Below are 26,357 nucleotides of genomic sequence, written 5' to 3' on the forward strand. Positions count from 1 at the left end.
CACCTCAACCGCAAACACCCCCTCCCCCCCCCCCCCCCCCCCCCCCCCCCCTCCCCATCCCCCCCCCCCCCCCCCCTTCCCCCTCCCCCCCTTCCCCCCCCCCCCCCCCTCCCCCAAGGCCGTCAAGGGGGCGTCAGCGCAGCTGATGGCACCTGCGGGCGCGGGAGAGCATCTTTTGCGGCGGCACAGCAGCTGCCGGCAGATCAGGTTTTTGGCGTAAGCATCCGCCGGTACAGGGTTTCCAGGTATTGCGGCGCCGCGTCGAACGGGTCCTCTTCGCCCATCAGCGTGCGCACCTGGGCGTCGAAATCCGCATAATGCTGGGTCAGCGACCAGATCGAGAACAGCAGGTGTTTGGGATGCGCCCGGTTGATCCGGCCCGCGTCCATCCAGCCTTGCAAAAGCTGCGCTTTTTCCTCCACCAGCCCATTCAGGTCGCTGGCGATGACATCATGCAAACGCGGCGCGCCCTGCACGATCTCATTGGCATAAAGCCGGCTTTCGCGGGGAAAATCCCGGCTCATCTGCAGTTTGCGCTGCACATAGGCGAGGATCTCTTCCAGCGGCTCGCCTTCCGGGTCCAGCGCCCGCAGCGGGTCTAGCCAGGTGTCCAGCAGCCCCGCCATCAATTCGTTGAAGATCGCTTCCTTGGAGGGGAAGTAGTAGAGCAGATTCGGTTTCGACAGCCCCGCCGCCTTGGCGATCTGATCCACGGTGGAGCCGCGGAAGCCGTGGCTGGAGAACACGTCCAGCGCGGCCTCCAGAATGGCGGCGCGATTCTTCTTCTGAATGCGGGTGGGCGCGCGGTCTGCGGGCATGTCTGTCCTGTCTGTTTCTGCCGCACCTGCCAGCTGAAGCGCGGAATTTCACCTATTTCCGGCAAAACTGCCGATTTTTTCAAGGCCTGTGCGTCAATTTCTTGACTGAATGTGAACCCGTGATAGCGTGAGTTTGACCAGTTGGTCAAATCAGTGTGCAGCCCCGGCGGGCTCGCCCATTGGCAGACCAGCACTCAAAGCCACCGGAAACGGCGAAAACGCCGGCCGTAACCCGCAAAGACGGGTGAACAGGGAAGGAAGCTGGAGATGACGTCGCTTGGACAGAATCTGAAAATTGATGGTGACAGGCTGTGGGACAGCCTGATGGAGATGGCCAAAATCGGCCCCGGTGTGGCGGGCGGCAACAACCGCCAGACGCTGACGGACGAAGACGGCGAGGGCCGCGCGCTGTTCCAGAAATGGTGCGAGGACGCGGGCTGCACCATGGGGCTCGATCAGATGGGCAATATGTTTGCGATGCGTGCGGGGACCGATCCGGACGCGCTGCCGGTCTATGTTGGTTCTCATCTGGACACCCAGCCCACCGGGGGCAAATACGACGGGGTGCTGGGGGTGCTGGCAGGGCTGGAGCTGATCCGCTCTCTCAACGATATGAACATCAAGACCAAACATCCGATCGTGGCCACCAACTTCACCAATGAGGAAGGCACCCGCTATGCGCCTGCGATGCTGTCCTCGGGGGTGTTTGCCGGCATCCATACCCAGGACTGGGCTTACGCGCGTGAAGACGCCGAAGGCAAGACATTCGGGGATGAGCTGAAACGTATCGGCTGGCGCGGCGAGGAAGAGACCGGCGCCCGCAAGATGCACGCCTTCTTTGAGCTGCACATCGAGCAGGGGCCGATCCTAGAGGCCGAGGGCAAGGACATCGGCGTGGTGACCCACGGCCAGGGCCTCAGCTGGACCCAGGTGACCATCACCGGCAAGGACGCCCATACCGGCTCCACCCCGATGCCGATGCGCCGCAATGCAGGCCTCGCGATGGCGCGTATTTTGGAGACCGTGGACGAGATCGCCTGGAGCCACGCGCCGCACGCGGTGGGTGCGGCAGGGCATATCGACGTCTATCCGAATTCGCGCAATGTGATCCCGGGAAAGGTGGTCTTCACCGTCGACTTCCGCAGTCCCGATCTGGACGTGATCACCGATATGGAAAACCGCCTGCGCGAAAAAGGCACTGAGATTGCCGAGGCGATGGGTGTTGGGATCGAATTCGAGAAGGTGGGCGGATTTGATCCCGTGGCCTTTGACGAAGGATGCGTCAGTGCGGTGCGCAATGCGGCAGAACGGCTGGGCTATTCGCACCTCGATATTATCTCGGGCGCAGGCCATGATGCCTGCTGGATCAACCGGGTGGCGCCCACCGCGATGGTGATGTGCCCCTGCGTCGATGGGCTCAGCCATAATGAGGCTGAGGAGATCAGCAAGGAATGGGCCGAGGCCGGCGCCAACGTTCTGTTCCATGCGGTGGTCGAGACAGCGGAGATTGTTGAGTGAGCGGGCGTCCCGGAAACGCTCCTGCGGAGCGTTTCGCCCGCGAACGGGCGGAGCCCTAGGGGCGCTGCCCCCGCGGCCCCAAAGGGCCGCTCCCCCGGAGTATTTCGGGAAAGTTGAAATGCGCTGCGCCAGACAGCGGAAGAGACAAGCGGAGGCGTGAAAATACGCCCCGATTCAGGGAGTTGTAACCATGAGTAAAGTCATCCGGAACGGCACTGTCGTGACCGCCGATCTGACCTATAAAGCCGATGTGCTGATTGAAAACGGGGTGATCACCCAGATCGGCCCGAACCTGAAAGGGGATGAAGAACTGGACGCCACCGGCTGCTATGTGATGCCGGGCGGGATCGACCCGCATACCCATCTGGAGATGCCCTTCATGGGCACCTACAGCTCGGACGATTTTGAAAGCGGCACCCGCGCCGGACTGGCGGGCGGCACCACCATGGTGGTGGATTTTGCGCTGCCGAACCCGGGCGAAAGCCTGCTGGACGCGCTGAAACGCTGGGACAACAAGTCGACCCGCGCCAACTGCGACTACTCCTTCCACATGGCGGTGACCTGGTGGGGCGAGCAGGTCTTTGACGACATCAAGACCGTGATCCAGGAGCGCGGCATCAACACCTTCAAGCACTTCATGGCCTACAAGGGCGCCTTGATGGTGAACGATGACGAGCTTTATGCCTCCTTCCAGCGGCTGGCGGAGCTGGGCGGTATTGCCATGGTGCATGCCGAAAACGGCGATGTGGTGGCGGAACTTTCCGCCAAGCTTTTGGCAGAAGGCAACACCGGCCCTGAAGCCCACGCCTATTCGCGGCCGCCGCAGGTGGAGGGCGAGGCCACCAACCGCGCCATCATGATCGCGGATATGGCCGGGGTGCCGCTTTACGTGGTGCATACGTCTTGCGAGGACAGCCACGAGGCCATCCGCCGCGCCCGGATGCAGGGCAAGCGGGTCTGGGGCGAGCCGCTGATCCAGCATCTGACCCTGGATGAGAGTGAGTATTTCAACAAGGACTGGGACCACGCCGCACGCCGGGTGATGTCGCCGCCGTTCCGCAACAAGCAGCATCAGGACAGCCTGTGGGCCGGTCTGCAGTCGGGTTCCTTGTCGGTGGTGGCCACCGACCACTGCGCCTTTACTACCGAGCAGAAACGCGCTGGAATTGGTGATTTTACCAAGATTCCGAACGGCACTGGCGGTCTGGAGGACCGGATGCCGATGCTGTGGACCCACGGCGTGGAAACCGGCCGGCTGACGCCGAATGAGTTTGTCGCCGTGACTTCAACCAACATCGCTAAGATCTTGAATTGCTACCCGAAAAAGGGCGCGGTTCTGGTTGGTGCCGATGCTGATCTGGTGGTCTGGGATCCGAAGAAGACCAAGACGATTTCGGCGGGCACCCAGCAGTCTTCGATCGACTACAATGTGTTTGAGGGGCATGAGGTGAAGGGCCTGCCGCGCTTTACTCTGACCCGCGGCCATGTGGCGGTGCATGACGGCGAGATCAAGTGCCAGGAGGGCCACGGCAAGTTCGTCTCGCGGGAGGCCAACACCACGGTGAACAAGGCGCTGTCGACTTGGAAAGAGCTGACGGCGCCGCGCCCGGTGGAACGCACCGGCATCCCGGCAACAGGCGTGTAAATCAGGAGCGGGCTGCCAGCAACGGCGGCCCGTTTTCCTGTGTGTAATCAAGGCGAAGATATGAATATGGAAACGACCACCCAGGCAATCCGTCCCGAGGCCGCCGCTTCCGATCCAGCCCCCGCTCAGACCGTCATCGAGGCGAAGAACCTGGATTTGACTTTTGAGACAAACGACGGCCCGGTGCATGCGCTGAAGGATGTCAGCCTGGAGATCAGCAAAGGGGATTTTGTCTCCTTCATCGGGCCTTCCGGCTGCGGCAAGACCACCTTTCTGCGCTGTATTGCGGCGCTGGAAACACCTACCGGCGGCAGCCTGTCCGTCAACGGCATGACCCCGGACGAGGCACGCCGCAACCGGGCCTATGGCTATGTGTTTCAGGCCGCGGGGCTGTATCCGTGGCGGACCATTGCGGGGAACATCAAACTGCCGCTGGAGATCATGGGATTCTCCAAGGCAGAACAGGAAAAACGTGTTAACCAGGTCCTGGAACTTGTTGAATTGTCAGGCTTTGGCGGCAAGTTTCCCTGGCAGCTGTCGGGCGGGATGCAGCAGCGGGCCAGCATTGCGCGGGCGCTGGCGTTCGACGCTGACATCCTGCTGATGGACGAGCCTTTCGGGGCGCTGGATGAGATCGTGCGCGACCACCTGAACGAGCAGCTGTTGAAGCTCTGGGCGCGGACCAACAAGACTATCGGCTTTGTCACCCACTCGATCCCGGAGGCGGTGTATCTGTCGACCAAGATCGTAGTGATGTCGCCGCGGCCGGGGCGGATCCATGACGTGATCGACAGCACCTTGCCCAAGGAGCGGCCGCTGGATATCCGCGACAGCCCGGAATTCATCGAGATTGCCCACCGGGTGCGCGAGGGGCTGCGGGCGGGGCATGGCGATGACTGATTTTGCCATCCCGTGCTGCCGGAATTGGGGGGTGGCATCCGTGCACCCCCTGTACACCCCCTGTGCACCGGGCGGCAGCCAAATGGGGAGGGCGGGGTCATGAAAAGCCTTGTTGCCGTCCTCACCGTGCTCGCCGCCATCATCGCCCTTTGGTATGCGGCCTGTGTGCCGATGAACATCAAGGGGGTGCTGGACGCGGCTGAGCGGGCAGGGGTGGAAGTCACTCCCGCGACCGCCAAGGAGCGCCGGGACAGGGGCGAGATCGGGCTGGTGGCAAAGAATACCTTTGCCATTGGCGAGACCTGGGTGCAGGAGCGCCCGCGGCTGCCCGCGCCGCATCAGGTGGCGGTGGAGCTGTGGAAGACCACGGTGGAGAAAAAGATCACCTCCAAGCGCAGCCTGATCTATCACGCGCAGGTGACGCTGTCGGCGACGCTGCTGGGGTTTGCCATCGGCACCGGGCTGGGTATCCTGCTGGCGGTGGGGATTGTGCATTCCCGCGTCATGGATATGTCGGTGATGCCCTGGGCGATTGTCAGCCAGACCATTCCGATCATCGCGCTGGCGCCGATGATCATTGTGGTGCTTTATTCCATCGGGGTGCAGGGGATCATTCCCAAGGCGGTGATCTCGGCCTACCTCAGCTTCTTCCCGGTGGTTGTCGGCATGGTGAAGGGCCTTCGCGCGCCGGATGCGATGCAGCTGGACTTGCTGAAGACCTACAATGCCAATACCTCGCAAGGGTTCTGGAAGCTGCGGCTGCCGTCCTCGATGCCGTATCTGTTTGCCTCGCTGAAGATCGGCATTGCGGCGTCCCTGGTGGGGGCCATCGTCGGAGAGCTGCCGACCGGTGCAGTTGCGGGCCTTGGCGCGCGGCTGCTGGCGGGCAGCTATTACGGCCAGACCGTGCAGATATGGTCGGCGCTGTTTGCGGCAGCAATCCTGGCGGCGGCGCTGGTGGCATTGCTGGGACTGATCGAGAAGCTGGTCCTGAACCGGATGGGGGTGCGGGCATGATGGATGTTTGGAAAGAGGGCTCTGCCCTCGCCGCTGCGCGGCTCACCCGGGATATTTTTGGCCAGAAGAACAAGGGGATCCTGTCATGATCATGGTGGTTCTTGCCGTTCTGGTCTGGTGTTTGGGGTGGTGGCTGAACAGCCGGCTGGCGAACAGCCCTGCGGCTGGGACGCGTGCGGTGCAGCTTTTGGTTCCGGCCATCTTTGGCGTCACGGTGCTGGTGGTCTGGGAACTGCTGGTGCGCGGGCTGGAGGTGTCGCTGGTGATCCTGCCTGCGCCTTCGGTGATTGCGGAGCGGTTTATGTCCAGCATTCCCATACTGTGGGAGGATTTTGCCCAGACCATCCTGAAGGGCGCGTTGGGCGGCTATGTGATCGGCTGCGGCGCAGCGTTTCTGACTGCGATCCTGGTCGACCGCAGCGATTTTCTGCGCCGCGGGCTGCTGCCGGTGGGGAACTTTGTCGCGGCGCTGCCGATTGTCGGAACCGCGCCGATCCTGGTGATGTGGTTCGGCTTTGACTGGCATTCCAAGGCCGCGGTGGTCGTGGTCATGGTGTTCTTTCCGATGCTGGTGAACACCGTGGCGGGGCTGCGTGAGACCGACCAGATGCAGCGTGATCTGATGCAGACCTATGCCGCCGGTTACTGGCAAAGCTTTTTCAAGCTGCGGCTGCCGGCGGCGCTGCCGTTTGTGTTCAACGGGCTCAAGATTTCCACCACCCTGGCGCTGATCGGGGCGATTGTGGCGGAGTTCTTTGGTTCGCCCACCGTTGGCATGGGTTTCCGTATTTCCACCAGCGTCGGCCAGCTGGCGCTGGATATGGTCTGGGCGGAAATCGTGGTGGCGGCATTGGCGGGGTCTGCCTTTTACGGGCTGGTGGCGCTGATCGAGAAGAGCTTTACCTTCTGGCACCCGTCGCAGCGGGGCTGAAAGTTGAACCGTCCTGCGGATGCGGGGCGGTTTTTGCGGAAATCTTGCGCGGGGTGCCGGCAAAGGCAGGCCTCATAAAGAAAAAACTTTGAACGAATGGTCAAACCCGGGCAAGCTTCACATCATAATCAATAGGGAGAACGAGACATGAAACATCTGATGACGGCGGCAGCGCTGGCACTGGGCGCCGCGGGGGCGGCGCAGGCGGCGGATGACGTGACGCTGCAGCTGAAATGGGTGACTCAGGCGCAGTTCGCGGGCTATTACGTGGCGCTGGACAAGGGGTTCTACGAGGAAGAGGACCTGAATGTCACCATCCTGCCGGGCGGGCCGGATATTGCGCCGACCCAGGTGATTGCCGGCGGCGGTGCCGATGTGACCGTGGAATGGATGCCCGCGGCGCTGGCCGCGCGGGAGAAGGGCCTGCCGCTGGTCAATATCGCCCAGCCGTTCAAATCCTCCGGCATGATGCTGACCTGCTGGAAAGACACTGGGATTGCCGAACCCGCCGATCTGGCAAACCGCACCCTGGGCGTCTGGTTCTTTGGCAATGAATTCCCCTTTATGAGCTGGATGAGCCAGTTGGGCATCTCCACCGAGGGCAAGGGTGAGAGCGGCGTCGAGGTCTTGAAGCAGGGCTTCAACGTTGACCCGCTGCTGCAGCGCCAGGCGGACTGCATCTCGACCATGACCTATAACGAATACTGGCAGGTGATTGATGCAGGCGTGTCACCGGATGAGCTGATCACCTTTAAATACGAGGACCAGGGCGTCGCGACGCTGGAGGACGGTCTGTATGTGCTGGAAGAGAACCTGAGCGATGCAGCCTTTGCCGGCAAGATGGAGCGCTTTGTGCGCGCCTCGATGAAGGGCTGGAAATACGCCGAGGACAACCCGGATGAGGCGGCGGAGATCGTGCTGGACAATGACGCTTCCGGTGCGCAGACCGAGACCCACCAGAAGCGGATGATGGGCGAGATCGCCAAGCTGACCGCGGGCAGCAATGGCGCGCTGGATCCGGCCGACTATGAGCGGACCGTGTCGACCCTGATGGGCGGCGGCTCCGATCCGGTGATTACCAAGACGCCTGAGGGCGCCTGGACCCATGCCATCACCGATGCAGCGCTGAAATAAACTGCGGCTTCGGCGCAGGTAAGGCTTTGGAAGCCCGGCAGCCCCGCCTGCCGGGCTTCCATCAATTTACGGTCAATTATATTAAAAATGCAAAAAATCATATGTAACGCTGCAATGCAACCTTGAGATGTATGATTTTGTGTTACCATTCCCGTATGGGAGAGATGCGAGCTCATATACCTGATGGGCAGGTGCAGAATGTTTTTCCGTCTCAAAAGCTGTGCCTTTGCCCTCAGACAATCGAAACCGCGTGCCGGTCCAGGTATGCGGCCCGCGGGCGGCCTTCCCTGCGGGATGTGGCAAGCAAAAGCACGGCGCTGCCGCTGATGGATCTTTGCCGCAGGGCTTTTGAACGCAAAATGTCCACGGGCAGGGCGCAGATCCTGCTGCTGTATCAGGTGGAGCCGATCGGGCTGGAGCTGGCCGCCGCGCAAGCAGGCGATGTGGTTCCCGTTTGCGTGTGCCGGCTGGAAAAGATCAGCCACCCTGATTTGCTGCACGCCCTGGCTTGCGGCTTTGATATCATTCACCTGCAATCCGATGGCAGCCCGCTGGGCAAGGCACAGCAGAAGCAGGAAGTGGATCTGGCACAGGCGCTTGGCGGGCTTGGCCGGGTTTTGCTGTTTGACGGGGCCCTTGACCTTTTGCGCCGGCTGAGGGCACCGGTTATTCCCTTTCCAGCAGTCTCTCCGGGGGTGCTGGCGGTCGGCAGCCGCCGCGATACAGCCAGGGCCGGCGCGGCTGCGCTGCTGCCTGCCCGAACAGAACACATCAGCCTGCCGGAACAGGCCCCTTACGGGGCGGTAAGCCTGGATGAAGACCTTTGCAACAGCTGCAGCAGCTGCGTCTGGGTCTGCCCTTCGGACGCGCTTGGCCTGAACGGCAGCGGCGGGGGGCTGAATTTTGTAGAATCCCTCTGCGTGCAATGCGGGCTTTGCGTCTCTGTCTGCCCGCAGCGCGCGCTCAGCATGGAGCCGGGAATGGATCTGTCAGCCGCTGCAGTCCTGCCGCGCCCGCTGGCCGGGCAGGATCCGTGCGCAGACAGCAGGGAAAGGGAGGCGCCTGCAAGCGCCCCGCCTCTGGCGCTGCCCTGACGAAAGCGCGCCGCCTGTCAGCCTTGCTCCAGGAAGCCGCCGTATTGCCCGCGCTTGAAGATCAGGCCTTTGCCCGGGCGGGTGGTGACGCTGGCCACCTGTCCGATGATGATTGTGTGATCGCCTGCCGGATGGGCCGCAAAATGGCGGCAGTCGAACCGGGCTATTACACCGTCAAGCGCCGGCGCGCCATGGGCGTTGGGGGTCCAGCCCGCAGCACTGAAGTCTTCGCCATTGGCGGCAAAATGCTTGGCAAGGCCAAGCTGGTCCTCGGCCATCACATGGATGGCAAAGCTTTCGGCTGTTGCAAAAGCGTCATGGCGCAGGGACGTCTTGGCCGGGCACCACAACAGCAGCGGCGGCTCCAGCGATACCGAGGTGAAGCTGTTGACGGTAATGGCCAGCGGGCCGCGGGCGGTCCGGGTGGTGACAACCGTCACCCCGGTGCCAAAGCAGCCAAGCGCATCACGGTAGGCCCGGGCGGTGTCCGGGCCGGGGATGAAGCTGGTATCGGCCATGTCGCGCGCCTCTTGTTCGTTCCGGGCAGTGACCTGCCACGCATGGCACCGATTGTCTACCTAGTTCATGTCCTCAATGAGGCGCCCGTGTTTGCGGGTTTCTTCCAGCACGGCGCCAAAGGTGGTAAGACCGCGGGCTTCCAGCATTGGCAGCATCTTGCAGAAGACCTCGGCGGTGGCGCGGGCGTCGCCCATGGCGGTGTGGCGCAAGGCAGGCGGGATGGTGACCTCCAGCCGGTCGCAAAGCGCATCCAGCGTATGGTTCTGCGAGGCGCCGAACAGCACCGCGCTCAGCAGCACCGTGTCCAGCACCGGCTGGTCCCAGCTGACACCGGTGCGTTTGGCGTGGCGGTGCAGAAAGGCCATGTCGAAGGGCGCGTTATGGGCCACGATCACCGCGTCCGACGCAAAGCGGTGAAAGTCCCGGGCCGCACTGGCAATATCCGGCTGCCCCTGGACCATCATATCGGTGATGCCATGCACCTTGGCGGAAGCCGCCGGAATGGGGCGGCCAGGATTCACCAGGGTTTCAAAACCCTCGCTTTCGATGATCCGGCCCCGCACCACCCGCAGGGCGCCGATCTGGACGATCTCGTCCTTATGCGGCAGAAGGCCGGTCGTTTCGGTGTCAAACACCACATAGCTGAGAGCGGAGAGCTTGCGGCTGCCCAGCTCTGCGTGGCCGGTTTCCAGCAGCGCAAAATCATAGACCAGGGGGCGCGCATCCTCAGGGGCGAGGCCTGCATGGGCGCCTTCGAACAGGATGATATAGCCCGGTGCGCCGCCCAGGGGTTTCAGGCGCAGATCGTACACTTGGGTTGCGCTGGCGCTTTTCACCTCTGCCTGCACCTCCTTGCCGCTGCGCACCAGCCGGCCATAGGCGGCCTCCAGCCCGGTCAGGTCCAGATAGTCCGACAGCGGCGCATTCAGCCGCGGCGGCGCCTCTTGCGCCAGTACTGCGGCGGCCTGGCCGTCGTAAAGCACGATCTGATGCGCCGGGCTGGCCATCACGGTGGCAATGGGAATATCGGTCAGCAGCGCCGCGAGCCGCGTTTTCTCTGCCTCCAGATGCTCGGTTTCGCGGGCAATGGCCTCTGCCGCGTTGAGCGCCGAGGCGCCCAGCTGCCCGGCCAGCCCCTGCGCCGCAGCGGCGAGGTCGCCCAGATAGCGGGCGCCGTGGGTGTCCAGGTCCTTGCTCACCCCGGCATGGGCCCGGGCGCGCATGCCTGCGGCCAGCCGCTCAATCGGCTTGGCGACGTTTTCGTCAAACAGCAGCCAAACGCCGGCGCAAAGCCCAAGCAGGGCAAAGGTGCTTAGCAAGCCTGAAAAGATAAAGGCATCCAGCAGCTCCGGCTGCCCGGCACGGCTGTAGCCAAGCCACAGCGCGCCGCCGGTCACACCGGTGCCGCCAAGAGCCAGCAGGCAGAAGAACAAAAAGATCCGCAGGCGCAGGGACAGGCGGGACAGCATGGTTATCCTCCGCAGGCTGTGACCAGGATCGGATCGCCGGCGCCGGGTTCAACCCAGTTCAGCCCATCGGGCAGCCCGCCCTCAAAGACCGCTTCGCCGGCTGCCAGCGCCCGCCGCCCGGTGCCGCAGTCCAGCCAGACCGGCAGTTTGCTGACCGGTGCCCAGCGGCCGAAGAAGTACAGCTCTCCCAGGAACACCTGGGGGTGGTCCGCATGGGTTTTCAGGGTGGCGGTGTCCAGCGCTGCAAAGCGGTCAACGTAAGGAACCGCATAGGTCCAGGGGCGGTAGAAGCTCTGGTTTTCGACGGTTTCCGCCACCACCAGCCCCTCGGGCAGGGCCGCCTTGGTGCGCGCGTACCAGCCGTATTCCGAGGTGATGGTGACCCCGATCATCGCCAGCCCCGCCGCCACCGGCGCCATCCAGCGCGGCAGCCGCCCCTTCAGCGTCCGGTTCAGGAGCATCACCACGCCCGCCGCCGCAATGCCCGCAAAAATCACCGCAATCAGTTCCAGAAACATCCTTTGCCCTCTTCAAAATCCGGCCGGCTCTTTCATCTTTCCAAAAATACTCCGGCCGGAGGCATCTGTGCGCTCCGCAAGCGCTGCTGTCAGCTTAACATGCCTTTACCGTGCCCAACCGCCGATTGCATCGTCTTTACAACAACAAAGGCGTCGCGCAGATGACTTCGCTCAAAGTCCGACAGATCCGAAGGCGCCAGGTAATTATCCGGCGCCTGGCCCGCCCGGATCTGTGCCGCCTGGTGCTCCAGCCGGGTTTGGGCAATCAGGTCATAGGCGTCCATGAGGTCGCGCGCGCCGGAGGGGCTGAGCACGCCCGCGGCTTCCGCCGTCTGCAAGCGGGCGCGGGTGTTCACCTCTGCCAGCTGGCCCTGCAGCGCGTAGATGCGGCCCAGGTCCACCACCGGCACCACGCCGTTGTGTTTCATGTCCAGCGTGTTGCGGTGCTCGCCCGAGCGGATGGTGGCCAGCCCGCGCAGCAGGCCCAAGGGCGGTGTGTGTTTCAGCGAATTGGCGGTCATATGGGCGGTGAAGATCGAATTGGCGCTGGCGGCCTTCAGGGTCTGCTGCTGCAGATCGGCAAACAGCGCGGCATCACCGCCAATGGGGCGCAGGTCGAACATCACCGAGGCCAGCATTTGCGCCTCGGGGCTGGGCTTGGCGATCCAGCCGCGGAAATAGTCGCGCCAGACGCGCAGCGGCTGCCGCCAGCGCGGGTTGGAGGCCATCATGTCGCCGGGGCAATAGACATAGCCGCAAGTGTTGAGCCCGTCGCAGACGATCTTTGCCAACTGCTCGAAGTAGGTCTCGGCTCCGGGCGCCAGTTCGTCGGACAGGATCAGGCAGTTGTCCTGATCGGAGACACCGGTCTGCTCGCGCCGGCCCTGCGAGCCGCAAGCCAGCCACAGGTAGGGGACCGGGGCGGGGCCGAGTTTCTCCTCGGCCAGAACCAGCAGGCGGCGGGTGGCGGTGTCGGCGATGTCGGTGATCAGCCGGGTCACCACTTCATGCCGGTTGCCGCCTGCCACCAGCTGCACCAGCAGGCGGGGGATTTCGGCGGTGACCTTTGCCATCTCCTCAGCGGACCCCGCGCGGGCGATGCTGGAGACCATTTCGCCCGAGCTGACCGCCTGAAAGCGGGTGAGGTCGGTCTGGGTGACGATGCCTGCGAGCCTGCCGGCCTCCACCACCGGGATATGGCCGATGCCGTGCTCCATCATCATGTGCAGCACGTCGGAGCCGATAGCGGAGGGCGCCAGGGTCAGCGGGTCCGGGGTCATCACCGTGCTGACCGGGGTGGAGATGGGTTTGCCCGCGGCGAGGATCTTGGCCGTGAGGTCGCGGGTGGTGAGGATGCCTTGCAGCCTGTCCCGGTCGGTCACGCAGACAGAGGAGATGCGGCGGTCGCGCATCAGCTGTGCCGCGCCCTGGCAGGTGAGGCCGCTGGAGCAGGTGACGGGGTTTCGCGCCATGATGGCCTCGACCCTTGTGGTGGCCAGGCTGTTGCCCTCGCGGCTGCCGGGGCGGCGGCGGTCGAAGAATTTCGCGACCTGCGGCTGGCTGCCCATCAGGGTGTGGAAGTCTGCCTTGGGCAGCAGCAGCAAGAGCGTTTCTGCCGTGGCCTTGGCCGAGGTCACCGCCCGGCCGCTGCGGGTCAGGCCGCGCTCGCCAAAGGAGTTGCGTGGGCCGAGGATGGAGACGGGGATGCCGTTTTCGTCGGTCACTTCCACCTCGCCGGTGTGGACCAGGTAGAGGCCCTTCAGATCCTCGTTCAGCGCATAGACGGGATCGCCGGCACTTGCCTCGATCTGGCGGAACTTGGGGGCGAGGTCCTGCAGCAGCGCGGGTTCGAGGCTGTCGTAGGGGTGAACCGAGGACAGGAAGCGGAGCAGGGCAGTTTCGGAAAGGGGCATTTGCTTGTGTCCTTTTGAACTGTCTTTTCCGGGCCGCAGGCCCGGATTGCCCCCGGCCCGCCCCCAGGGCGGGGACAATCCTTAGCGTTTTCTAATGACTGCTGTTTCGGGCGTCTTCGGGAAAAAATGGCCCCGCCAGTGAAACACCGGACGGGACCATGAGGGAAGAGGCGGGCCGCTGGGACGCAGCCCGCCCAGGGGAGGTCAGTGGTCCTGTGCGGCACCTGCGCCGCGCGGGATGCGGACGCTTTCGACCAGCTCTTCGATCTCGGCGGGGATCGCCTCGCTCGATTTCGACACCAGGAAGGCGACCGCGAAGTTCACCATCGCGCCAATCGCACCGAAGGAGGTGGATTTGATGGTGCCCAGCAGCGGGTCCGCATCGGTGAAGGAGTTGGTGCCCGGGATGAACAGCCAGCCCTTGTGCAGGAAGATGTAGACCAGGGTGACGATGAGGCCTGCCAGCATGCCGGCCACGGCGCCCTTGTTGTTCACCTTGGTGAAGATGCCCATCATCAGCGCCGGGAAGATCGAGGCGGCTGCCAGGCCGAAGGCCAGCGCCACGGTCTGGGCGGCAAAGCCCGGCGGGTTCAGACCCAGGTAGGTTGCCACCGCGATGGCCACGGCCATGGCGATACGGGCCGACAGCAGCTCGCCTTTTTCCGAGATATTCGGGTTGATCGAGCCCTTGATCAGGTCGTGGGATACGGCCGACGAAATCGCCAGCAGCAGGCCCGCCGCGGTGGACAGCGCCGCCGCCAGGCCGCCAGCCGCCACCAGACCGATCACCCAGCCCGGCAGGTTGGCAATCTCAGGATTGGCCAGAACCAGGATGTCGCGGTTGAAGTTGGTCAGCTCATTGCCGGCCCAGCCGTTGGCTTCGGCCACGGCCTGCAGATCGGCGTTCTTGTCGTTGTAGTACTGGATCGCACCATCGCCGTTCTTGTCTTCCCAGCCCAGCAGGCCGGTCTGCTGCCAGGTCGCCATCCAGTCGTACTGCGGATCGTTTTCGATCTGCTGCACGGTCACGGCGCCGCCTTCGATACCGCCGTTGGGCCACATCATTTCGGTGATGTTCAGGCGGGCCATGGCGCCAACTGCCGGAGCGGTCAGATAGAGCAGCGCAATGAACACCAGCGCCCAGCCGGCCGACCAGCGGGCATCAGCCACTTTCGGCACGGTGAAGAAGCGCATGATCACGTGGGGCAGGCCCGCGGTGCCGATCATCAGCGAGAGCGTGAACAGAACCATGTTGAAGGTGTCGGAGTGATGCGCTGTGTACTCGTTGAAGCCCAGCTCGGTCACGATGGCGTCCAGCTTGGTCAGCAGCGGCTCACCGGAGGCGGCGTGGTCGCCGAACAGGCCGAGCGCCGGGATCGGGTTGCCGGTCAGCTGCAGCGAGATGAAGATGGCCGGGATGGTGTAGGCCATGATCAGCACGCAGTACTGCGCCACCTGGGTGTAGGTCACGCCCTTCATGCCGCCGAACACGGCGTAGGCGAAGACCACGCAGGCGCCGATCAGCAGGCCTGCGGTGTTGGAAACCTCGAGGAAGCGGCCGAAGGCCACGCCGACACCGGTCATCTGGCCGATCACGTAAGTGGTCGAAGCGACGATCAGGCAGATCACGGCCACCACGCGCGCGGTCGGGGAGTAGAACCGGTCGCCGATGAACTCAGACACGGTGAACTTGCCGAACTTGCGCAGGTAGGGCGCCAGCAGCAGTGCCAGCAGCACATAGCCGCCGGTCCAGCCCATCAGGAAGGTGGAGTTGTCATAACCGGTAAAGGCGATGAGGCCCGCCATCGAGATGAAGGAGGCCGCCGACATCCAGTCGGCCGCGGTTGCCATGCCGTTGGTGACAGGGTGAACACCCCGGCCCGCGGCATAGAATTCAGATGTGGAGCCCGCACGGGCCCAGATCGCGATGCCGATGTAAAGCGCGAAAGACGCGCCCACAAACAGCAGGTTGATGGTAAACTGGTCCATCTTATTCTTCCTCCACGCCGTATTCGCGGTCCAGCTTGTTCATCCGGAACGCGTAGAAAAAGATCAGCCCCAGGAACACCAGGATCGAGCCTTGCTGGGCGAACCAGAAGCCCAGATCGCTGCCGCCGACCTGAATGCCCGCAAGCATCGGGCGCAGCAGGATGCCGAAGCCGAATGAAACAACAGCCCAGATCACCAGGCTGACGAGAATGATGCGCACATTGGCCGCCCAATAGCCCTTGTCGGCTTCGGCGGCCTTTGCGGCGTTTGTGGTTTGGTCCGCCATAGCGGCTCCTCCTTCTTCCTCCTGAACCTGCCTGCGAGTGTCATCAGGCAAGCTCTCTCCATGTGCCTGCTGCCGGGTTCACGGGCGTGCAGGCATGACTCCTCCGGTCCGCCAAGGCGGTGCCGATGGGTATTCCAATGTCCGGGGACGGGGTCCTGCGGGTCAGGCAGGCCCCGTTTCTTAGTTGTTAGCTGGTGGCCTCGGTCACGATGGCCGCCATGTCCTGGGCGATGTCGGTGATTTCGCCCATGGCATTAGTGGTCTTCAGCACGTCCTTGCCGCCGTAGTAGGCGATCAGCGGCGCGGTCTGCGCGTGATAGGCCTCCAGCCGGCTGGCAACGGTTTCGGCGTTGTCGTCAGCACGGCGCTTCATTTCGGTGCTGCCGCATTTGTCGCATTTGCCGGCCACTGCGGGCTGCTTGAAACTGTCGTGGTAGCCCTCGCCGCAGCCTGCGCAGGTGTAGCGGCCGGAGATGCGTTCGACCATCGCGGCGTCGTCCACCTCCAGGCTGATGGCGGCGTTGATCTTCTGCTGGGTTTCCGCCAGCAGATCGCCCAGCGCCTCTGCCTGCACGGTGGTGCGGGGGAAGCCGTCGAGGATCACGCCCTTGGTGCAATCGGGCTCTGCCAGACGGTCGCGCAGGATGTTGATCACGATCTCGTCGCTGACCAGCTGGCCAGCCTCCATCACCGCCTTGGCGGCGAGGCCTGCGGGGGTGCCCGCAGCTACCGCCTCGCGCAGCAGGTCGCCGGTGCTCAGCTGCACATAGCCGAATTTCTCTTCCAGCATCCGCGCCTGGGTGCCCTTGCCGGCGCCCGGAGGCCCCAGCAGGATCAGCACGGCGGGACGGGTGAGGACTGCCATATTCATGTCTGCTTACCCCTTGTTCGCGCGGTTTTCGATCAGGTCCTCGACCACCGACGGATCGGCGAGGGTCGAGGTGTCGCCCAGCGAGCCGAAGTCGTTCTCGGCGATCTTGCGCAGGATGCGGCGCATGATCTTGCCGGAACGGGTTTTCGGCAGGCCCGGTGCCCATTGGATCACGTCCGGGCTAGCAATCGGGCCGATCTCGGTGCGGACCCAGGTGCGCAGCTCCTTCAGCAGCTCGTCCGAGGGTTCGCGGTCGTTCATCAGGGTCACGTAGCAGTAGATGCCCTGGCCCTTGATCTCATGCGGGTAGCCGACCACGGCGGCCTCGGCCACGGCGGCATGCGCCACCAGTGCGCTTTCGACCTCAGCGGTGCCCATGCGGTGGCCGGAGACGTTGATCACGTCGTCGACGCGGCCGGTGATCCAGTAGTCGCCATCCTCGTCGCGGCGGCAGCCGTCGCCGGTGAAGTAATAGCCCTTGTAGTCGGAGAAATAGGTTTTCTCGAAGCGCTCATGGTCGCCCCAGACGGTGCGCATCTGGCCCGGCCAGCTGTCCTTGATGCACAGGACACCCTCGACGCCGTTGCCCTCGATCTCAACACCCGACTGGGGGTCCAGAACCACCGGCTGGATGCCGAAGAAGGGTTTCATCGCCGCGCCCGGCTTCATCGCGTGGGCGCCCGGCAGCGGCGTCATTAGGTGGCCGCCGGTCTCGGTCTGCCACCAGGTGTCGACGATCGGGCATTTGCCCTTGCCGACAACCTCGTTGTACCAGTTCCAGGCCTCGGGGTTGATCGGTTCACCTACGGTGCCCAGTACCTTGAGATCGCTCAGATCGCACTTTTCTACCCATTCATTGCCCTGGCCCATCAGCGCCCGCAGGGCTGTGGGAGCGGTGTAGAACTGGTTCACCTTGTGCTTTTCACAGACCTGCCAGAAGCGGCTGGCGTCGGGGTAGGTCGGCACGCCTTCGAACATCAGGGTGGTGGCGCCATTGGCCAGCGGGCCATAGACGATGTAGCTGTGGCCGGTGACCCAGCCCACGTCCGCGGTGCACCAGTAGACGTCGCCATCGTGGTAGTCGAATGTCACCTCATGGGTCATTGCGGCATAGGTGAGATAACCGCCGGAGGTATGCACCACGCCCTTAGGCTGGCCGGTGGAGCCGGAGGTGTAGAGGATGAACAGCGGGTCCTCGGCGTTCATCTCTGCCGGAGCGCAGTAATCTTCCGCTTCCAGCGCCATCTCGTTGTAGTCGTAGTCGCGCCCGTCCACCCAGGTGGTCTGGCCGCCGGTGCGCTTGACCACCAGGCATTTCACGCTGTCCTTGGTGTGCAGCAGGGCGGCGTCGGCGTTCGATTTCAGCGGGGTCTTGCGGCCGCCGCGCGGCGCCTCGTCGGCGGTGATGATCACCTTGGCGTCGCAGCCGTTGATGCGGGCCGCCAGCGCGTCGGGGGAGAAACCGGCAAACACGATGGAATGAATGGCGCCGATGCGGGCGCAGGCCAGCATGGCATAGGCCGCCTCGGGGATCATCGGCAGGTAGATCACCACCCGGTCGCCCTTGCGCACGCCCATGCTCTCCAGGATGTTGGCCATCCGGCAGGTGCGGCGGTGCAGTTCGCTGTAGGTGATGTGCTGGGCGGCTTCCTCTGGATCATCCGGCTCCCAGATGATCGCGGTCTGGTCGCCGCGGGTTTCCAGATGGCGGTCGATGCAGTTGGCGGAGACGTTCAGGGTGCCGTCGGCGTACCAGTTGATCGAGACATTGCCGAAGTTGTAGTTCACATCCTTCACCTGGGTGAAGGGCTTGATCCAGTCGATGCGCTTGCCTTGTTCACCCCAGAACCCCTCAGGGTCGGACAGCGAGGCCTGATACATCTCCTGGTATTTCGCGGCATTGACATGCGCGCGGGCAACGGTTTCGTCGGATGGCGGATAGACAGCGTCTGCGTGCAGCGCGTTCATGCGGTTTCCTCCCAGAAATTTTATTGGCAAGACAAACGACAACGCTGTGCCGCGGCTGTCAAACCGTTTCCTCCTGCGAACCGATAATAGAGCAGGCTGAAAATTTGTGAATAACTGACGGGTTTTTAAGCATTTGCTTGTGAACGAATTTCCCTGAGTGCGGCAATTCTGTAAAAATGTTGACTGGTTTTGTTTTTGGGGTGCGCAAAATCAATGGCTTGTCTGTAAATGCGTTTGCGGCTGGTTTACGGGGGCAGTTGCAGCCGGACCGGGCAGGGCGCGCGCCGTTGGCGGAAACATGCTGCTGCCGCGCTGCGGCATATTGTGCCACCTGCCGCTTTAACAGGAGCATCAGCCCCAGCCTTGCGCGCCTTGCGCGAGTCGCTGCGTAACCTTTCCGCCCTGGGGGTTGGCAGCGCGCGGGCAAGCCGTTAGCCTGACGCCCAAGCGCCCGCCCTTGGCCCCTGCCGAGGCGGAAAAGGGCGCAATTCGGGAGAGTTACATCATGAATAAATTTCTGACTGCCGCCGTTGCGGCAACTGCTGGCGTTGCATTGGCGGGCGAGGCTGCCGCGACGGAATGGAACGTGTCCCTGTGGGGCAAGCGCCGCGCCTTTACCGAGCATGTGGAGAAACTGGCCGAGCTGGTCAGTGAAAAGACCGGTGGCGAGTTTACCCTGAACATCAGCTATGGCGGCCTGTCGAAGAACAAGGAAAACCTCGACGGGATTTCCATCGGCGCCTTTGAGATGGCGCAGTTCTGCGCTGGCTACCACCGCGACAAGAACCCCTCGATCACCGTGCTGGAGCTGCCGTTCCTGGGCGTGAACACGCTGGAGGAAGAGGTGGCCGTGGCCAATGCGGTTTATGCGCATCCGGCGGTGCAGGCGGATCTGGCGCGCTGGAACGCCAAGCTGCTGATGACCTCGCCGATGCCGCAGTACAATATCGTCGGCACCGGCGAGCCGCGGGACGAACTGGCTGAGTTCAAGGACATGCGCGTGCGCGCCACCGGCGGCATCGGCAAGGCGTTCTCGGCCGTTGGCGCAGTGCCGACCTCGGTAACTGCAACCGAGGCCTATAACGCGATGGAATCCGGCGTTGTCGACACCGTCGCCTTTGCCCAGCACGCGCATCTGGCGTTCGGCACCATCAACCGCGCCGACTGGTGGACCGCTAACCTCAACCCCGGCACCGTGAACTGCCCGGTGGTGGTGAACACCGATGCCTATGATGCCCTGAGCGATGCGGAGCGCGAAGCATTGGACAGCTCAATTGCTGAGGCGATTGATCACTATCTGGCCAACTATGGCGAGCTGCTGGCGAAATGGGACAGCGTTCTGGCCGAGAAGGGCGTGGAGAAGGTCACCATCTCCGATGCCGAACTGGCCGAGTTCCGCAAAGTCGCCGCCGACCCGATCCGCGCCCAGTGGATTGAGGATATGACAGCCCAGGGCCTGCCGGCGCAGGAGCTGTATGATCTTGTGCAAAAGACGCTGAGCGACGTGCGCTCGGGCAGTTAACCGCATAAGGGCGGCGCCCGACCCTGGGTGGGTGCGAAAGCGCCCTCCCGTGGGGAGGGTCGGGCGCTGCCCGGCCTTCAGCCGGGCGATAGATTTCTATCTAGCGCTTTGGGGAAATACATAATGGCGGCAGGAGCAGCAGTCCTGGAGGACGGCAGTCTGATCAGCAGGCTGGACCGGAGACTACTGAAAGCAGAACGTTTGCTGGCTCTGCTCAGCGGCATTGCGGTGTTCTCGCTGATGATCCTGGCGGTGGTCTCGGTCGGCGGGCGCAACGCGGCCAATGCCCCCTTGCCCGGCTATGTCGACTGGATTGAGCAGATCATGCCGCTGATCGCCTTCATGGGGATCGCTTTTGTGCAGCGCGACGGCGCCCATATCCGCATGGACATTTTCATCGGCGCGCTGCGGGGCCGTGCCCTGTGGCTGTTCGAGCTGGTCTCGGTGCTGCTGATCTTCCTGCTGATCGCCGCCCTGGTCTGGGGCAGCTGGTCGCACTTCCTGCGCTCCTTTGACTTTGCTGCCCCCTGGTGGAGCCGCGACAGCTCCATCGACATCGGCCTGCCGATCTGGCCGGCCAAGCTGCTGGCGCCGGTGGCCTTTGCGGTGCTGGGCTTGCGGCTCATGCTGCAGATCTGGGGCTATGGCCGCGCCTTGGTGCTGGGGCTGGAGGCGCCGGTGGCGGTGCCGCTGATCCAAAGCGCAGCAGAACAGGCCGCGGCAGAGGCCGAGCAGCTGGCAGGCCATGACAGCAGGGGAAACAAGACTGACGGGCAGGGGTAAGGCGCATGGAACCCATTGAAATCGGCCTGTGGGTCACCGGCGGCTTGCTGTTGATGGTGGTGCTGGGGATGCGGGTGGCCTTTGCGGCCGGCCTGGCGGGCCTCATCGGCCTGGTGTGGATCTTCTGGGCCAAGTTCGGCTATGATCCGGCGCGGTTTGGCAAGGCGCTGACCGTCTCGGTCAAGATCGCGGGCCAGGTGCCGCATTCAAAGGTCTCCAGCCAGGCGCTCAGCCTCATTCCGACCTTCATCCTGATCGGATACCTGGCCTATTACGCGGGCCTGACGCGGGCGCTGTTCGAGGCTGCCAAGCGCTGGATCGCCTGGCTGCCCGGCGGGCTTGCGGTCTCTACCGTTTTTGCCACCGCGGGTTTTGCGGCTGTGTCGGGTGCGTCGGTTGCCACCTCCGCCGTCTTTGCCCGCATCGCCATCCCGGAGATGCTGCAGGTCGGCTATAACAAGCAATTCGCGGCAGGCGTCGTGGCGGCAGGCGGCACGCTGGCGTCCTTGATCCCGCCCTCGGCCATTCTGGTGATCTATGCCATCATCGTGGAGCAGGACGTGGGCAAGCTGCTGCTGGCGGGCTTTATCCCCGGCGCGTTTTCGGCGGTGATTTACGGGCTGCTGATTGTCGGCATCGCGGTGGTCTTCAAATCCGTCGGCCCGCCTGTGAAAGGCTTCACCTGGGGTCAGCGGTTTGCGTCGCTGCCGGGGGCGCTGCCGATCATCTTTGTCGTCGTGATCATCATCTGTTTTGTCTACAACCCCTTTGGCGGTGATGCCTGGGGCACCCCCACCGAAGGCGGCGCATTGGGCGCCTTTGTGGTCTTCTGCATGGCCGTTTTCAAAGGCATGAAATGGACTGAGCTGAAATCGGCGCTCTTGGAAACCGCCAAGCTCACCGTAATGATCTTCACCATCATCTGGGGCGTGCTGATCTATGTGCGGTTCCTTGGGTTTGCGGACCTGCCGGGGGCATTCTCGGACTGGATCACCTCGCTGGAGATGAGCCCGATGCTGATCCTGATCTGCATCTTGCTGGCCTATGCGGTGCTGGGGATGTTCATGGATGCGATCGGGATGCTGCTCTTGACGCTGCCGGTGGTCTACCCGGCGGTGATGGCGCTGAATGGCGGCGAGAGCGTGGCCGCGGCAGACAGCGCCTTTGGCATGAGCGGCACCATGTGCGCGATCTGGTTCGGCATCCTGGTGGTGAAAATGGCCGAGTTCTGCCTGATCACCCCGCCCATCGGCCTCAACTGCTTTGTGGTTGCCGGGGTGCGCGATGATCTGAGCGTGCAGGACGTGTTCCGCGGCGTGACGCCGTTCTTCATTGCGGACGGGGTAACCATTGCGCTGCTGGTCGCCTTCCCGGGGATCGTCCTCTACCTGCCGTCCTTGGCGGGCTAGGGGAAGAAAAGGGCGCTCAGGGCTCTCCAAAGCAGATACAGGCTTCAAACCCGCCTTCACATGATCCCTGCCTGCCAGCGCCAGCTGCCGGCCTCAAGCAAAACAGCCGTATCCCCGCCTTGGGGCGGGGGCCCGCGGCGGTTTTCCTTGATCCCGCCCCCTGTCCCCGGCTGCCCGTGCTCACGCGAAGGCGGCTCCGAAGCAGATCAGCTTGGCAGGCGGGCGCGCAGGGCCTATATGGCGCGGCATGAGAGATTTTGCCCCCTTGCACCAGGCCGCGCGCCTTTCCGTGGCCCCGATGATGGACTGGACCGACCGGCACTGCCGTTATCTGCACCGGCTTTTGAGCCGGGAGGCGCTGCTGTACACCGAAATGGTGACCGCGCCGGCGCTGGTGCGGGGCGGGGCGTTGCATTTGCTGGACTTCAATCCGCAAGAGCATCCGGTGGCGTTGCAGCTGGGCGGCTCAGATCCGCAGGAGCTGGCCGAGGCGGCGCGGCTGGGGGCTGAAGCGGGTTATGACGAGATCAACCTCAACAGCGGCTGCCCCAGCGACCGGGTGCAGTCCGGCGCCTTTGGTGCGGTGCTGATGCAGACACCGGAGCTGGTGGCCGATTGCGTTGCTGCCATGCACGAGGCGGTGGCGGTGGAAGTCACCGTCAAATGCCGCATCGGCGTTGATGAACAGGAGCCGGAGGAGGTGCTGCCGGACTTCCTGGAGAAGATCCGCGCGGCGGGCTGCAAACGTGTGACCATCCACGCGCGCAAGGCCTGGCTGCAGGGGCTTTCGCCGAAGGAGAACCGGGACATCCCGCCTTTGGACTATGATCTGGTGCACCGGATGAAGGCGGCGTTTGCGGATCTGCATATCTCCATCAACGGCGGCATTGCCACGCTGGACGAGGCCAGGGCGCATCTGGAGCGCGGGCTGGACGGGGTGATGGTGGGGCGTGCGGCCTATCACCAGCCTGCCGATGTGCTCTGTGCGGCGGATGCTGAGATTTATGGCGCTGGCGCGGTCAGCGAGCCGGGCGCGGCGGTGCGGCAGATGCTGCCCTATATCGAGGCGCGTCTCGGCGAAGGCGCCAAGCTCAACCAGATCACCCGGCACATGCTGGGGCTGTTTGCGGGCAAGCCGGGCGCGCGGCAGTGGCGGCGGATGCTGTCCGAAGGAGCCTGCCGGGCGGGTGCCGGGCCGGAGCTGGTGCTGGAGGCGCTGGCGCAGGTGGAGAGCCGCGCCGCAGCGTGACGGAACGCCTCACACGCTAGTGGCTTGTGCATCCTTTGGGCGGCAGCTAACCCTTTGCCGGTGACGCAAAAGCCTGAGGTGCCCCGCATGACTGATCCCGCCGTGACAGCCGCCCTGTGGCCGGAGCCTGCGCTGCTGATGCAGATGGGCGGGCTGCTGGTTGTGATCGGGGCCTTTGCCGGCGTCTTGGCAGGGCTTCTGGGTGTTGGCGGCGGGATCGTTCTGGTGCCTGCGTTTTTCTATGCCTTCCAGACCCTTGGCTATGGCGGCGATCAGCTGATGCAGATCTGCCTGGCGACATCTCTGACGACGATCATCGTGACCTCGGTGCGCTCGGTGATGAGCCACAACAAGAAGGGCGCGGTGGATTGGGAGATCCTGCGCAGCTGGGGGATTGGCATTGCTGCCGGCGCCATCGTGGGCGTGCTGGCGGCGTCTGCCTTGCGCTCTGGCGTGTTGCAAGGCGTGTTCGGCGGGCTGGCGCTGGTGATCGGCTGTTACCTGGGGCTGGGCCGCTCTGAGTGGCGGCTGGCGGAGGCGATGCCCAAGGGCGGCAAGCGCGCGGCGCTGTCGCCTGCGGTCGGCTTCCTGTCCGTGCTGATGGGGATTGGCGGCGGCAGCTTCGGTGTGCCGCTGATGACCCTGCACGGGGTGGCGGTGCACCGGGCGGTTGCGACCGCTGCCGGATTTGGCGTGATCATTGCGGTGCCCTCAGTTGCGGGGTTCCTGCTGCTGGAGGTGGACCCGGCCGCGCGGCCGCCTTTCACCATCGGCGCGGTCAATCTGGTGGCGTTTTTCATCGTGATTGCGATGACACTGATTACTGCGCCCTGGGGCGTCAAGCTGGCCCATGCGATGGACCCGAAGCCGTTGAAACGGGTGTTCGGGGCGTTTCTGGTTCTTGTGGCGCTCAACATGCTGCGTAAAGCGCTGGGATATTGATGGATATGACCAAGCAATTCGAACAGTTCGAGCAGTTTCAGGACAAGGGCTGGGTGCGCTTTGCCCAGGACCCGCAGATCGCCGCCTGGGCGGCGGATGCGCTGCAGCATGGGATCCGGTCGCTGGATGATCCGGCCTGTGCCGAGTGGTTCCAGTGCGAGCGCACCTGGTTCATCGGTGTGGATGCCTTGCCGAATGATACCGCAGGGCGCCTGCCGGTCGGACCGCCTTTGGCAGGCGCGCCGGTGGAGTTCATCACGCAGAACCTCGGGCCCATTCCGGACCTGCACCGGGCGCAGGTGTCCTCGGTCTTTCCCGGCTATCCGCGGCCGCGCCCGGGCGAGGGCGAGGCGGCCTTCCGCTACCGCGTCAAACGCGATGCGGCGCATGTGGACGGGGTGAAAATGTACGGCGAGCACCGCCGCCGCAAGGTGGAGGAGCCGCATGCCTGGGTGCTGGGCATTCCGCTGAATGAAAGCAGCCCCGATGCCTCGCCGCTGGTGATATGGGAGGGCAGCCACAGGATCATGCGCCGTGCCTTTGCCGCCGCGTTTGAGGGCGTGCCGCAGGCCGAGTGGGCGGATGTGGATGTGACCGATGCCTACACGGCGGCCCGCGCCGAGGTGTTCGAGACCTGCCCGCGGATCACGGTGCCTGCGAAACCGGGCGAGTCCTATCTGATGCACCGGCTGTGCCTGCACGGGGTTGCGCCCTGGGGTGACGGGGCAAGCGCGCCTGAGGAGGGTCGCATGATCGCCTATTTCCGGCCTGAGCTGGCGGGTTGGACCACGGGGTGGCTGGCGGAAGAATTGGTAAGTAATATGATTGACTGAAGGTATCTGAGTTCTCTTAGATACAATAAGACCTAAAATCAGGTCGAAATTTTGAGAAGTCACAGCTGAAAATGGCGAGTCTTGAAGACGAAGGGAAAAGGGTTGTTGTGGAGCACGCACGCGAGCTCGACCGGTTGGACAAGATTACAAAAGCAGGTCAAGCGGTGTCGGAGCTTCGCTACATTCTGAAGCGTCTGAAAACCTTCGAACCAATTGTGGTTTCGAAACTTACGGCTGAAATGGTTTTTGAAATAAATGCATTGCACACTGCTTTTGCAGTTTCTTATGGGAGATTGTTTGCAACGGGAAGTTCTGTGCGATTGGATGGAAAACGCGTTCCTGGCGAACTAAAGGATGCTCATAATGAGCTGATGGGGCTAAGGAACAAGAGATTTGCACATAACGATAACCATCACTCAACGACTACTGACATGGATTTCGAGTTTGATGGTCAAGCATTCAAAGTCCTTCCATTTGTGAATTTAAAGATCCCCGTAGACTTGGCTCAGAAGTCAGAGTGTTTAGTTAGTTGGGTTTCTGATGAGTTGCGTTCTAAGACTGAAAATTTAACCGACCGCCTTCAAAAGTCGACTGGATATAAGTGGAAAGTTATGCTCCCGAGCGAAAATTCGACGAGGGATCTCTGAGCGGTTAGGCTAGGCGTGTTCCTGGCAGGCAGGCGCTTACCCTCTGCAAATTAGGTCAGCAATTCTACCCCAATGTTTCGCGCGCGAAACATTGGGTCAGCACTTATTCCGCATGATTGACAGAGCCTTACCTCACCGCGCGCCGCGTTAGCCGCGTTTTAATCTTGCGCCACGGCCGCCGCGGCGCTTGACCAGTTTGCTGGCGCGGGCAGGGAGGTCGTTCATGATGCCGGCGCGCTCTTCGTTGGTCATCTTGGACCAGTCGCGGATCTCGTCGATGGAGCGGTAGCAGCCGGTGCAGATGCGGGCCTCGGGGTGGACGACGCAGATCTTGATGCAGGGGCTTTGGATCTCGTCCCGTTTCCAAACGTCGTCAGTCATC

Annotated in this window: 25 protein-coding genes; 14 read left to right on the plus strand and 11 right to left on the minus strand. The window is 63.3% G+C overall.

Annotated elements, in window-relative coordinates; genetic code table 11:
- Nucleotides 1–203 precede the first annotated feature (203 nt).
- Entirely contained in the window at nucleotides 204–818 is a 615-nt protein-coding gene (locus ACXAHG_RS14075) for a TetR family transcriptional regulator C-terminal domain-containing protein (protein ID WP_475058257.1), read from the minus strand.
- A gap of 267 nt (nucleotides 819–1,085) precedes the next feature.
- Here ACXAHG_RS14075 and ACXAHG_RS14080 point away from each other — a divergent pair, with 267 nt between their 5' ends.
- The 7 genes from ACXAHG_RS14080 (at nucleotide 1,086) to ACXAHG_RS14110 (ending at nucleotide 9,057) form a co-directional block, all read left to right on the plus strand.
- Entirely contained in the window at nucleotides 1,086–2,336 is a 1,251-nt protein-coding gene (locus tag ACXAHG_RS14080; protein ID WP_475042767.1) for a Zn-dependent hydrolase, read from the plus strand.
- Between the two features lie 190 nt (nucleotides 2,337–2,526).
- A complete protein-coding gene (gene hydA / locus ACXAHG_RS14085) occupies nucleotides 2,527–3,981 on the plus strand; it encodes a dihydropyrimidinase (RefSeq protein WP_475058260.1) in 1,455 nt (484 codons plus the stop codon).
- Between the two features lie 60 nt (nucleotides 3,982–4,041).
- Entirely contained in the window at nucleotides 4,042–4,881 is an 840-nt protein-coding gene (locus ACXAHG_RS14090) for an ABC transporter ATP-binding protein (RefSeq protein WP_475058263.1), read from the plus strand.
- A 99-nt stretch (nucleotides 4,882–4,980) separates the two neighbouring features.
- On the plus strand, nucleotides 4,981–5,898 hold the full coding sequence (locus tag ACXAHG_RS14095) for an ABC transporter permease (protein ID WP_475058266.1): 918 nt from the start codon (nucleotides 4,981–4,983) through the stop codon (nucleotides 5,896–5,898).
- A gap of 85 nt (nucleotides 5,899–5,983) precedes the next feature.
- Nucleotides 5,984–6,829 carry an ABC transporter permease gene (locus ACXAHG_RS14100; RefSeq protein WP_475058268.1) on the plus strand — a complete coding sequence of 282 codons (846 nt, stop codon included), beginning with the start codon at nucleotides 5,984–5,986 and terminating at the stop codon, nucleotides 6,827–6,829.
- 147 nt (nucleotides 6,830–6,976) lie between these two features.
- Entirely contained in the window at nucleotides 6,977–7,963 is a 987-nt protein-coding gene (locus ACXAHG_RS14105) for an ABC transporter substrate-binding protein (RefSeq protein WP_475042774.1), read from the plus strand.
- A 359-nt stretch (nucleotides 7,964–8,322) separates the two neighbouring features.
- Nucleotides 8,323–9,057, plus strand: coding sequence for an ATP-binding protein (locus ACXAHG_RS14110; protein WP_475058270.1), 735 nt, complete (start codon nucleotides 8,323–8,325; stop codon nucleotides 9,055–9,057).
- A gap of 17 nt (nucleotides 9,058–9,074) precedes the next feature.
- Here ACXAHG_RS14110 and ACXAHG_RS14115 read toward each other — a convergent pair whose 3' ends face one another.
- The 9 genes from ACXAHG_RS14115 to ACXAHG_RS14155 all read right to left on the minus strand — a co-directional run bounded on the left by ACXAHG_RS14115 (nucleotide 9,075) and on the right by ACXAHG_RS14155 (nucleotide 18,942).
- Nucleotides 9,075–9,575: a flavin reductase family protein gene (locus tag ACXAHG_RS14115; RefSeq protein WP_475042776.1), complete on the minus strand. Its 501-nt coding sequence runs from the start codon at nucleotides 9,573–9,575 to the stop codon at nucleotides 9,075–9,077.
- Between the two features lie 60 nt (nucleotides 9,576–9,635).
- The gene (locus tag ACXAHG_RS14120) at nucleotides 9,636–11,045 is read right to left on the minus strand and encodes a 3'-5' exonuclease (protein WP_475058273.1); all 1,410 of its coding nucleotides are present in this window, start codon (nucleotides 11,043–11,045) and stop codon (nucleotides 9,636–9,638) included.
- 2 nt (nucleotides 11,046–11,047) lie between these two features.
- Nucleotides 11,048–11,563: a hypothetical protein gene (locus tag ACXAHG_RS14125; protein WP_475058276.1), complete on the minus strand. Its 516-nt coding sequence runs from the start codon at nucleotides 11,561–11,563 to the stop codon at nucleotides 11,048–11,050.
- Nucleotides 11,564–11,652: 89 nt separating this feature from the next.
- Nucleotides 11,653–13,476 carry a DUF294 nucleotidyltransferase-like domain-containing protein gene (locus ACXAHG_RS14130; protein ID WP_475058279.1) on the minus strand — a complete coding sequence of 608 codons (1,824 nt, stop codon included), beginning with the start codon at nucleotides 13,474–13,476 and terminating at the stop codon, nucleotides 11,653–11,655.
- Nucleotides 13,477–13,680: 204 nt separating this feature from the next.
- Nucleotides 13,681–15,465, minus strand: a complete 1,785-nt coding sequence (locus ACXAHG_RS14135; protein ID WP_475042781.1) for a sodium:solute symporter family protein — start codon at nucleotides 15,463–15,465, stop codon at nucleotides 13,681–13,683.
- Nucleotide 15,466: 1 nt separating this feature from the next.
- Nucleotides 15,467–15,751, minus strand: coding sequence for a DUF4212 domain-containing protein (locus tag ACXAHG_RS14140; protein WP_475042783.1), 285 nt, complete (start codon nucleotides 15,749–15,751; stop codon nucleotides 15,467–15,469).
- Nucleotides 15,752–15,938: 187 nt separating this feature from the next.
- Complete coding sequence (locus ACXAHG_RS14145) at nucleotides 15,939–16,622, minus strand: adenylate kinase (RefSeq protein ID WP_475058282.1); 684 nt, start codon at nucleotides 16,620–16,622, stop codon at nucleotides 15,939–15,941.
- 6 nt (nucleotides 16,623–16,628) lie between these two features.
- Nucleotides 16,629–18,590 carry an acetate--CoA ligase gene (gene acs / locus ACXAHG_RS14150; RefSeq protein WP_475058284.1) on the minus strand — a complete coding sequence of 654 codons (1,962 nt, stop codon included), beginning with the start codon at nucleotides 18,588–18,590 and terminating at the stop codon, nucleotides 16,629–16,631.
- Nucleotides 18,591–18,648: 58 nt separating this feature from the next.
- Nucleotides 18,649–18,942, minus strand: a complete 294-nt coding sequence (locus tag ACXAHG_RS14155) for a hypothetical protein (RefSeq protein WP_475042787.1) — start codon at nucleotides 18,940–18,942, stop codon at nucleotides 18,649–18,651.
- Between the two features lie 153 nt (nucleotides 18,943–19,095).
- Here ACXAHG_RS14155 and ACXAHG_RS14160 point away from each other — a divergent pair, with 153 nt between their 5' ends.
- From ACXAHG_RS14160 to ACXAHG_RS14190, 7 genes are all read left to right on the plus strand, one after another.
- On the plus strand, nucleotides 19,096–20,112 hold the full coding sequence (locus tag ACXAHG_RS14160; protein ID WP_475058286.1) for a C4-dicarboxylate TRAP transporter substrate-binding protein: 1,017 nt from the start codon (nucleotides 19,096–19,098) through the stop codon (nucleotides 20,110–20,112).
- 123 nt (nucleotides 20,113–20,235) lie between these two features.
- A complete protein-coding gene (locus ACXAHG_RS14165) occupies nucleotides 20,236–20,895 on the plus strand; it encodes a TRAP transporter small permease subunit (RefSeq protein ID WP_475058289.1) in 660 nt (219 codons plus the stop codon).
- 5 nt (nucleotides 20,896–20,900) lie between these two features.
- Entirely contained in the window at nucleotides 20,901–22,304 is a 1,404-nt protein-coding gene (locus ACXAHG_RS14170) for a TRAP transporter large permease (RefSeq protein ID WP_475058291.1), read from the plus strand.
- A gap of 247 nt (nucleotides 22,305–22,551) precedes the next feature.
- Nucleotides 22,552–23,553, plus strand: coding sequence for a tRNA dihydrouridine(20/20a) synthase DusA (dusA, locus tag ACXAHG_RS14175; protein ID WP_475042795.1), 1,002 nt, complete (start codon nucleotides 22,552–22,554; stop codon nucleotides 23,551–23,553).
- Nucleotides 23,554–23,640: 87 nt separating this feature from the next.
- Nucleotides 23,641–24,495: a sulfite exporter TauE/SafE family protein gene (locus ACXAHG_RS14180; RefSeq protein WP_475058293.1), complete on the plus strand. Its 855-nt coding sequence runs from the start codon at nucleotides 23,641–23,643 to the stop codon at nucleotides 24,493–24,495.
- Nucleotides 24,495–25,328, plus strand: coding sequence for a hypothetical protein (locus ACXAHG_RS14185; protein WP_475058296.1), 834 nt, complete (start codon nucleotides 24,495–24,497; stop codon nucleotides 25,326–25,328). The genes ACXAHG_RS14180 and ACXAHG_RS14185 overlap by 1 nt, the downstream gene beginning before the upstream one ends.
- 71 nt (nucleotides 25,329–25,399) lie before the next feature.
- Nucleotides 25,400–25,975, plus strand: coding sequence for a hypothetical protein (locus ACXAHG_RS14190; RefSeq protein WP_475042801.1), 576 nt, complete (start codon nucleotides 25,400–25,402; stop codon nucleotides 25,973–25,975).
- Between the two features lie 147 nt (nucleotides 25,976–26,122).
- Here the strand turns inward: ACXAHG_RS14190 and ACXAHG_RS14195 are convergent, their stop codons facing one another.
- Complete coding sequence (locus tag ACXAHG_RS14195) at nucleotides 26,123–26,356, minus strand: DUF1289 domain-containing protein (protein WP_222503026.1); 234 nt, start codon at nucleotides 26,354–26,356, stop codon at nucleotides 26,123–26,125.
- Nucleotide 26,357: the final 1 nt, after the last annotated feature.

This window comes from Leisingera sp. ABD4_442 (assembly GCF_056160905.1).

What these genes read in the sequence shown, in the direction of transcription:
- ACXAHG_RS14125 (WP_475058276.1), bottom strand. Translation starts at nt 11,563, where the DNA reads ATGTTTCTGGAACTGATTGCGGTGATTTTTGCGGGCATTGCGGCGGCG.
- ACXAHG_RS14185 (WP_475058296.1), top strand. Translation starts at nt 24,495, where the DNA reads ATGGATATGACCAAGCAATTCGAACAGTTCGAGCAGTTTCAGGACAAG.
- ACXAHG_RS14090 (WP_475058263.1), top strand. Translation starts at nt 4,042, where the DNA reads ATGAATATGGAAACGACCACCCAGGCAATCCGTCCCGAGGCCGCCGCT.
- ACXAHG_RS14155 (WP_475042787.1), bottom strand. Translation starts at nt 18,942, where the DNA reads ATGCTCCTGTTAAAGCGGCAGGTGGCACAATATGCCGCAGCGCGGCAG.
- ACXAHG_RS14165 (WP_475058289.1), top strand. Translation starts at nt 20,236, where the DNA reads ATGGCGGCAGGAGCAGCAGTCCTGGAGGACGGCAGTCTGATCAGCAGG.
- ACXAHG_RS14110 (WP_475058270.1), top strand. Translation starts at nt 8,323, where the DNA reads ATGTCCACGGGCAGGGCGCAGATCCTGCTGCTGTATCAGGTGGAGCCG.
- ACXAHG_RS14120 (WP_475058273.1), bottom strand. Translation starts at nt 11,045, where the DNA reads ATGCTGTCCCGCCTGTCCCTGCGCCTGCGGATCTTTTTGTTCTTCTGC.
- hydA (WP_475058260.1), top strand. Translation starts at nt 2,527, where the DNA reads ATGAGTAAAGTCATCCGGAACGGCACTGTCGTGACCGCCGATCTGACC.
- ACXAHG_RS14075 (WP_475058257.1), bottom strand. Translation starts at nt 818, where the DNA reads ATGCCCGCAGACCGCGCGCCCACCCGCATTCAGAAGAAGAATCGCGCC.
- ACXAHG_RS14140 (WP_475042783.1), bottom strand. Translation starts at nt 15,751, where the DNA reads ATGGCGGACCAAACCACAAACGCCGCAAAGGCCGCCGAAGCCGACAAG.
- ACXAHG_RS14100 (WP_475058268.1), top strand. Translation starts at nt 5,984, where the DNA reads ATGATCATGGTGGTTCTTGCCGTTCTGGTCTGGTGTTTGGGGTGGTGG.
- ACXAHG_RS14170 (WP_475058291.1), top strand. Translation starts at nt 20,901, where the DNA reads ATGGAACCCATTGAAATCGGCCTGTGGGTCACCGGCGGCTTGCTGTTG.
- dusA (WP_475042795.1), top strand. Translation starts at nt 22,552, where the DNA reads ATGAGAGATTTTGCCCCCTTGCACCAGGCCGCGCGCCTTTCCGTGGCC.
- ACXAHG_RS14180 (WP_475058293.1), top strand. Translation starts at nt 23,641, where the DNA reads ATGACTGATCCCGCCGTGACAGCCGCCCTGTGGCCGGAGCCTGCGCTG.
- ACXAHG_RS14115 (WP_475042776.1), bottom strand. Translation starts at nt 9,575, where the DNA reads ATGGCCGATACCAGCTTCATCCCCGGCCCGGACACCGCCCGGGCCTAC.
- ACXAHG_RS14160 (WP_475058286.1), top strand. Translation starts at nt 19,096, where the DNA reads ATGAATAAATTTCTGACTGCCGCCGTTGCGGCAACTGCTGGCGTTGCA.
- ACXAHG_RS14190 (WP_475042801.1), top strand. Translation starts at nt 25,400, where the DNA reads ATGGCGAGTCTTGAAGACGAAGGGAAAAGGGTTGTTGTGGAGCACGCA.
- ACXAHG_RS14135 (WP_475042781.1), bottom strand. Translation starts at nt 15,465, where the DNA reads ATGGACCAGTTTACCATCAACCTGCTGTTTGTGGGCGCGTCTTTCGCG.
- ACXAHG_RS14095 (WP_475058266.1), top strand. Translation starts at nt 4,981, where the DNA reads ATGAAAAGCCTTGTTGCCGTCCTCACCGTGCTCGCCGCCATCATCGCC.
- ACXAHG_RS14145 (WP_475058282.1), bottom strand. Translation starts at nt 16,622, where the DNA reads ATGAATATGGCAGTCCTCACCCGTCCCGCCGTGCTGATCCTGCTGGGG.
- ACXAHG_RS14105 (WP_475042774.1), top strand. Translation starts at nt 6,977, where the DNA reads ATGAAACATCTGATGACGGCGGCAGCGCTGGCACTGGGCGCCGCGGGG.
- ACXAHG_RS14130 (WP_475058279.1), bottom strand. Translation starts at nt 13,476, where the DNA reads ATGCCCCTTTCCGAAACTGCCCTGCTCCGCTTCCTGTCCTCGGTTCAC.
- acs (WP_475058284.1), bottom strand. Translation starts at nt 18,590, where the DNA reads ATGAACGCGCTGCACGCAGACGCTGTCTATCCGCCATCCGACGAAACC.
- ACXAHG_RS14195 (WP_222503026.1), bottom strand. Translation starts at nt 26,356, where the DNA reads ATGACTGACGACGTTTGGAAACGGGACGAGATCCAAAGCCCCTGCATC.
- ACXAHG_RS14080 (WP_475042767.1), top strand. Translation starts at nt 1,086, where the DNA reads ATGACGTCGCTTGGACAGAATCTGAAAATTGATGGTGACAGGCTGTGG.